The organism is Streptacidiphilus jiangxiensis (assembly GCF_900109465.1).
In the GTDB taxonomy this organism is placed as follows: Bacteria; Actinomycetota; Actinomycetes; order Streptomycetales; family Streptomycetaceae; genus Streptacidiphilus; species Streptacidiphilus jiangxiensis.
This window is the reverse complement of the sequence record NZ_FOAZ01000067.1, coordinates 1-6,093: the sequence shown is the minus strand read 5'-3', so window position 1 is coordinate 6,093 and position 6,093 is coordinate 1. Positions and strand designations below refer to the sequence as shown.

The window sequence follows — 6,093 nt, the reverse complement described above, 5'->3', positions numbered from 1 at the left end:
GGTGACGACGCTGGCGCCGACGCCGTACCTCTCGTGGATGCCCTTGCGCGTGATCAGGGCTACTGGGGCCGCCATCAGGACTCCTGCGCGGTGTCATCGGTCACGGCGACCCGCTTGGCCGATAGCTGCCGGCTGCCGTGGATGTGCCCGCGGACGGTGGACCAGCGCCAGCTGACGTACTCCGCCGGCGGCTCCAGGTCGTCGCCCGGGTGCCGGTCGGCCATCGGGACGAACTGGCGGGACTCGTAGGAACGGATGGTCGTCGCAGGGACGGCCCGCTCCTCCTCCGGGTGGTTCGGCCGCAGGAAGGCGAGCATTTCGCCGAAGCGCTTGGCGTCGAGCAGCTCGTCCTCCGGCAGCTCGGGTAGGCCGAGCGGGTTCTCCACCCCTTGGTTGATCTGGGCGTAGGCCCAGGCGCCCGGATTGTTCCTCCGCATCCACCGGTCGACCAGCTGCGGGTCCCAGCGCCCCTTCTTGACGGGCTCCGGGAACGTCGGATCCTTCGTCCAGCGCCGAACGGCCTGTTCCGCAACGTCGTAGCGCAACGCGATCGCGCGAATCGGCATCGGGAGCGCTGCGTGCTCCGGTTCGGTCATCTCGACGGCTCCAGAATCGGCCGGCCGGTTGCCGGCCAGGAGGGGATACCCGCAGGCGCGGGCGCGCTACGGACCTTACAGTCAAAACTGCCTTTCTACAATGTGGCGCCCGGCCCGGGCGCCGCGCCGAGTGGCATCGGGCCCAGGCCGAGCGGCCGGCCGACGGACAGCCCAGGCCGCGGCGGCTCGTCGCTGCTCCCGACGCTCAGCACCCCATCCCCGAGGCGGAGTCTCGCCGAGTGTTCCGGCCGGGCATCGCGCCGAGAGGTCACAGCTGCTGTTCCCTCGCCCGCAAGGAGCCCAGGGTCAGCGGGCGGGTGATTCCCCCGCGGCGGTCACGGAGGATCGAGACGTCGCCGAGAAGACGGCGCAGCTCCTCCTCTTCCTGCTCTGCGCGGGCGTACCGGTCGGGCAGCATGGCCAGCAGGTGCTTCCACTGCCGCTGGCCGGCGCGGACACAGGCGCCACCGCAGTTGTTGTGGGTGAAACCCATCTCGTACAGGCGCGGGGGCCTGATGCCCAGCCGACGGACCTCAGCGAGCAGTTCGTCCTTGGTGGCGTCCGGGCCGTCGGCAAGTGGGAACTCGACGGACCAGGGCTTCCAGTTGCGGACGATGGCAGGGATGCGACCACGGTCACGCTTGTTCGGCTCGATGCCGACGTAAGCCGTAGTGCGGTCCGGGGGCGCGTTCGTCTCCATCCAGACCCGGCAGGGCTGCTGTTTGAGCAACTTGGTGCAGGGAGCCAGGCGGTCATTGCCGAGAAAGCGCTGGTCATGGAAGACCTGCCACGGGGTTCGACCGTCCCGGACGATGGTCAGCGGCACGCCCAGGAAGGCGGAGGCGTCTTCGCTGAACCGCCAGAGGTCTTCGTCCTCGACCCCGGTGTCGGCGATCAACAGGGTCATGCCCGCAGTGCCGTGGCGTTCAGCGACCTGGACGGCCGTGAGGAGCGAGCCGACGCCTCCGGAGAACTGCACGACGTGCTGGTGCGCGCTCACGGTGAACTCCGCCCATCGTGCTGGTGGGCGCTCGCCCCGTGATCAGCGACCATGGACGGCCACCGGCACGAACGTGGCGTCCGGAGCACCCGGGTGGTGCAGCCGCAGCTCGCCGCTCGGCGCCAACCGCGCCCAGGACCCGGCGACGCCGTAGGCATCCTCGACCATCAGCCGGACCGTCAGGGCGCCGACCGTCGAAGCGCTCTCGCCGTCAACGAGCAGCTGCCAGGTCGGAACCAGGGTGCTGTCCGGCAGGTAGTTCTCGAGGCGGGTGAAGCGGTCGAGCAGCGCGCCGGGCTCGTCGATCAGTGCCCCGGTGGCGCGGCCAGCGACAGGGTCGTACACCAAGGTCCGGCCGAACTCGGCGGCACCCAAGAACAGCTTCGCAGCCGCGGTCTCACGGAGCAGTACGGTGCTCTCCAGCCGCTCCCAGCTCGCGCCGCCGTCCGAACTGACCTCGTGGATCCACCAGCCGCCCAGGCCTCCCGGCGCGGTGAAGGCTCCGCTGCGGTCGGGGCGCAGCTCAAGCTCGGCCGCGGGGACCGGGACGTAGGCGGACTTGCCGATCCGCACGGTGCCGTCCAGGTGCTGGTAAACCGGCAGGCCCTCCCGCTGCGCCCGGCCGGCGGCGACCATGACCTCCGCGCCGGTCAGCCCGGTGCCGGTCTCCTGCCACTGCTTGCCCAGGACCCGCTGGAAGCGGACGGTGTACGTCACGGGCTCCTGGCTGGTGTCGGCGCAGGCGACCCGCTGCTGCGGCATGACCAGGTCCTGGGCGAGGGCGTTGTCCTGGTCGATCAGGACGAGCACGGGGCCCGGACGCCCGGCGGAGGCGGCCGTCGAGCGGCGCACCGCGTAGCCGTAGTCGACCAGGGCGATGTGAAGGGCGGTCAGCATCCGCTCGGTCTCGATGTCCTCGAGCTCCGGGACGGGGGCCTCGCTGATCCAGCGGACGGTGAGCCGTCCACCGGGCTCGCCGGACTGCACGGGGTTCGTTCCGGTGCTGCGGAAGCCGCTGCCGGTGCCGACGTACTTCGGGAAGCCGGTCCTGACCAGGAAGGTGGTCGCGGTGCCGGCGTGCGGGGGACGGATCCTGTCCATCGGGTTCACTCCAGGGTGTAGCCGGGCGGCGCGAGGCAGCCCGGTGGTGGGAGACGGGGGTTGTGTGGCTCAGCGCCCAAGAGCTCGAAAGACGCGGGCGGCGTGTGTGGCGATTGCCGGCCGAAGCCGGTAGTCGGTGCCGCGGGGCAGTAGCAGTCGCCCGGCGGCCGCTCTCCGCCTGCGGCTCGGCGGCGGGGTATCACTCGCCGGCTGCTCCGGAGACTGCTGTTCATCGGGTGGGCGGGCGGCCCGAGGTCAGACGCGCTGTCCGTTGACGTAGACCTCGACCTCGATGCCGCTGACGCCGGTCCGGGACGCGCCGGCGTGTTCGCGTGCGCGGGCGAGGGCGTCGGGGTGGTGCTCGGTCGGCCGGAGCTCGTGCGTCCAGGCGGCGTCCTCCGAGGGGTAGCCGCGGTCGAGGTTGTCGTTGGTGGAGGTGTGCATCCGGGCGTAGCCGGGGTGGCCGGAAATGCTGATGCGCATCCAGGCGCGATCGGGGTTCACGGTGGTCCTGTTCGACGGTGCCCGGGTCGGTGCAGTGGCGACGGCGACCCGGGCGGAGGTATCAGGGGCAGACGACCTGCAGCGAGCCGGCGTCGTTGAGGGTCTGGATGCCGGAGCGGGCAAGCAGAGCGGCGACCTGGTCGCGGTAGCCGCCGTCCTCGCTCCAAGGGGCGGTCTCCGCCTGCTCCTGGCGGAGCTGCTCCGCATAGGTGGCCGACCACCAGAAGATGGTGACCTGGCTGCCGCCGATGTGGACCTTGACCCCGGACCTGGCGGCCGCCCAGCTGGCGGTCGGAACGGCCTCGGCGGCCGCGATGAGGTCCTCCACCTTGGCCCCGAGCGCGGCGACGGCCTCCATGGCGCAACGGTTGCCGTCGAGGAAGGCCTCGTAGTCGGCCTCCGTGACCGGAACGTAGGTGGTGGACGTGCCGCCCCGGTGTCGAATCGTCAGGGAGCCGTCCGGCTCGACCACCGCGTCGGCGGCCCCGATCCGGAACGCCCGACGGCGCAGCTCGGCCTGGCCGACCGCGTGACGGTGGCCTTCGACGCCCGGGGTGGTGCTCGGGGTGGTGATGAACCACTGGCTCGTGCTGGTCGCGGCCGCGGCGTGCCTGGCGTCGGCGAGCTTGATGCCGAGCTCCGCGGCGAAGGGGGCCGAGCCGAGCTGCACCAGGTCCTCGACCGCCACGAGGACGGCTGTGCTGTCGCCGCCGGCCGAAGCGGTGCGGCGCATGGACCAGTACGGATCCTGGAGCTGGGCGGGCATGTCCCAGTCGGCCTCGATCAGGGCCAGCACCGTTGATGCGGCGGTGGAGGGCATGCGGAACTCCGATCAGAGTGGAGAGATGGGGCTACTGAAGCCGCGGAACCGGGGGCGACGGCCCCTCGTGAGAACTAACGTACATTGTAAATGGTCATAGTGCAATGCATGCCGTCCGCGAGGAACTCCAGCAGGGCGGCCTTCGCCGAAAGCACCTCCGGCAGCAGCAACTGGGCAGCCGCACTCAGCGAGATGACCCGCGGCATCGTGACGAAGCCGTCCTCGGCGAACTCGCCGTTGCTCGCGGACAGGGTCAACCGCCCCTCGTCGTCATCCTGGCCGTCGCACGGCGAGACACCCACGGAGATACCGGTCAGGCTGTCGAGCAGCAGATATGTCCCGTAGTCGTCAGTGCCGGCTGAGGTCCACGCCGGGCCGAGCAGCGAGGCCGTAGCGGCGACCAAGTCGCCAAGCGGGAGCTCGTCCGGGAGGCGGGTGAGGTCGTCGGGATGGATCTCCTCGTACCGGCCGGCCGGGTCGGTGGCCAGGTCCATCCGGACGAGGAGTGCAGCCCGGGCCGACGCGTATCCCACGACGCGCCCAGCGCGGTGCGTGGAGTCCCGGCGGACGCGGGCGGAAGCGGGGTAGCGGTCGAGGACGGACGGGTGCGAGGGCATCGCGGTGAACCTCTTTTGCATACGGGTGAGTTGGTTGGTTGCAGCTCGGTCCTTGGCTCGCGGACTGGCTGCGCGAGCGCTCCGGCGCTGCTCAGCGGCCCGCGTCAGGAGTCGGCCGGGCAGCCCTCGTGGTCTTCGAGGCATGCGTGCACGCCCGCGAAGGTGACCCCGCCGGGCGCGCCCGCGAGCAGCGCCAGGCCCCGGGCGAGGCTTGCGGCGGTGGCGGCGGCGTGCCGCCCGCCGAACTGGAGGTCGTCTCCGTGCGAGGCGATCATGTTGGCCGCCTCGCGCCGCAGCCGCTCGTACTCCGGAGACGACGGGATCAGCTCCCGCTGCTCCCAGATGGCGATGGGCAGTGCCGTGAGGAGGTGGATCGACAGCGACGGCGGCTGGGCGTGCCGGGCTCCGGGCACAAGGCGGATGCGGCGGTTGATCTCGTGGAATGCAAGCGGGGCTGACGGCATGGCGAACTCCCTGGTCCGCAGGGCGGGCCAGTTGCTTCGAAGGGGTGGCGGGGGCGAGGGTCGTCGGCTCGAAGGGCGAGCCGTGCAAGGTCGCAGAGCCCCGCTGGTAGTTTCAGCTTACATTGCATTGGTTCATATTGCAATGCTCATGATGGGGGCTCAATTCGCCCTCGGCCTGGTCCGCTTCGAGGCTGGCCAGTTCGAGTCGGTCGCGAGGTGGCCGGCCCGGACCCACTTGGCCACCCGCTCGGGAAACTGCCTGCGGGTGAAGGAGCCGGCGTCCCTGAGCACGTAGCCTTCGTCCCGGCTCGTGTCCGTCACGGCCAGGAAGGCGTCGTGGAGTGCCTGGGGAAGCGGCCGTCGCCCCTGGTAGATCACCGGCACGGTGGCAAGGCCCAGCAGCTCGGCCCAGTCGACCGTCTCCGCCCACGACAAGCAGCGGTCACCTTCCCACGCCGCGAAGACCATGAAGGGCGGCAGGGCGCGGTCGTAGACGATGGAGTGGGGAACGGTCAGGTTCTCGCCGCTGATGAGCAGCCCGTCCGGGATGTCCGGGCAGATGCCGGCCGCGAAGGCTCTGATCCGGTCCTGCCAGGGCCGGCTGCGGCCCGATGGCGAGCGTGCGTACACACCGCCGCGGTGCAGCGTGGTGTTCTCCCCGTCCATCTTGAGGGTCGCGATGACCTCGTCGTCGCCCGACGGCGCGAAGGAGGCCCAGGTCCCGACGACGTCGTCGGCGGTCGCCCCGGGTGAGGAGGGCAGATGGGGGGTGCGCGGGTAACGGGGGAGCAGGGGGGTGTCCATGGAATCTCGGGAATTCGTGCTGAGGAGAGGAGATGGCAGCCCGGGCCTCGCCGTCGCGCTCAGGGCGTCGGCGCTGGCCGATCCGCGGCCGGCCGTCAGCGATACAGGCACAGGCCGTCGAAGCGTGCTCCCTGCGGAATCGAGGTCTGCGGAAGCAGCCCGCCGATGACTGGCACCGGCGCTCCAG

General features: G+C 70.9%; 8 protein-coding genes. All 8 read right to left on the bottom strand.

The annotated features are described in order from the left end of the window. Positions 1–74: 74 nt before the first annotated feature. Positions 75–596, bottom strand: a complete 522-nt coding sequence (locus BMY61_RS43300) for a helix-turn-helix transcriptional regulator (RefSeq protein WP_042449427.1) — start codon at positions 594–596, stop codon at positions 75–77. A 268-nt stretch (positions 597–864) separates the two neighbouring features. After that, positions 865–1,596: a hypothetical protein gene (locus BMY61_RS43295; RefSeq protein WP_042449424.1), complete on the bottom strand. Its 732-nt coding sequence runs from the start codon at positions 1,594–1,596 to the stop codon at positions 865–867. Positions 1,597–1,638: 42 nt separating this feature from the next. Continuing rightward, a complete protein-coding gene (locus BMY61_RS43290; protein ID WP_042449423.1) occupies positions 1,639–2,697 on the bottom strand; it encodes a hypothetical protein in 1,059 nt (352 codons plus the stop codon). A gap of 255 nt (positions 2,698–2,952) precedes the next feature. Then, entirely contained in the window at positions 2,953–3,201 is a 249-nt protein-coding gene (locus BMY61_RS43285; RefSeq protein ID WP_042449421.1) for a hypothetical protein, read from the bottom strand. 61 nt (positions 3,202–3,262) lie between these two features. Continuing rightward, positions 3,263–4,021 carry a hypothetical protein gene (locus BMY61_RS43280; RefSeq protein ID WP_042449419.1) on the bottom strand — a complete coding sequence of 253 codons (759 nt, stop codon included), beginning with the start codon at positions 4,019–4,021 and terminating at the stop codon, positions 3,263–3,265. A gap of 74 nt (positions 4,022–4,095) precedes the next feature. Then, on the bottom strand, positions 4,096–4,515 hold the full coding sequence (locus tag BMY61_RS43275; protein ID WP_143094838.1) for a hypothetical protein: 420 nt from the start codon (positions 4,513–4,515) through the stop codon (positions 4,096–4,098). Between the two features lie 227 nt (positions 4,516–4,742). Beyond that, complete coding sequence (locus tag BMY61_RS43270) at positions 4,743–5,102, bottom strand: hypothetical protein (RefSeq protein ID WP_075004316.1); 360 nt, start codon at positions 5,100–5,102, stop codon at positions 4,743–4,745. Between the two features lie 159 nt (positions 5,103–5,261). Then, the gene (locus BMY61_RS43265; protein ID WP_042449416.1) at positions 5,262–5,906 is read right to left on the bottom strand and encodes an RNA ligase family protein; all 645 of its coding nucleotides are present in this window, start codon (positions 5,904–5,906) and stop codon (positions 5,262–5,264) included. Positions 5,907–6,093: the final 187 nt, after the last annotated feature.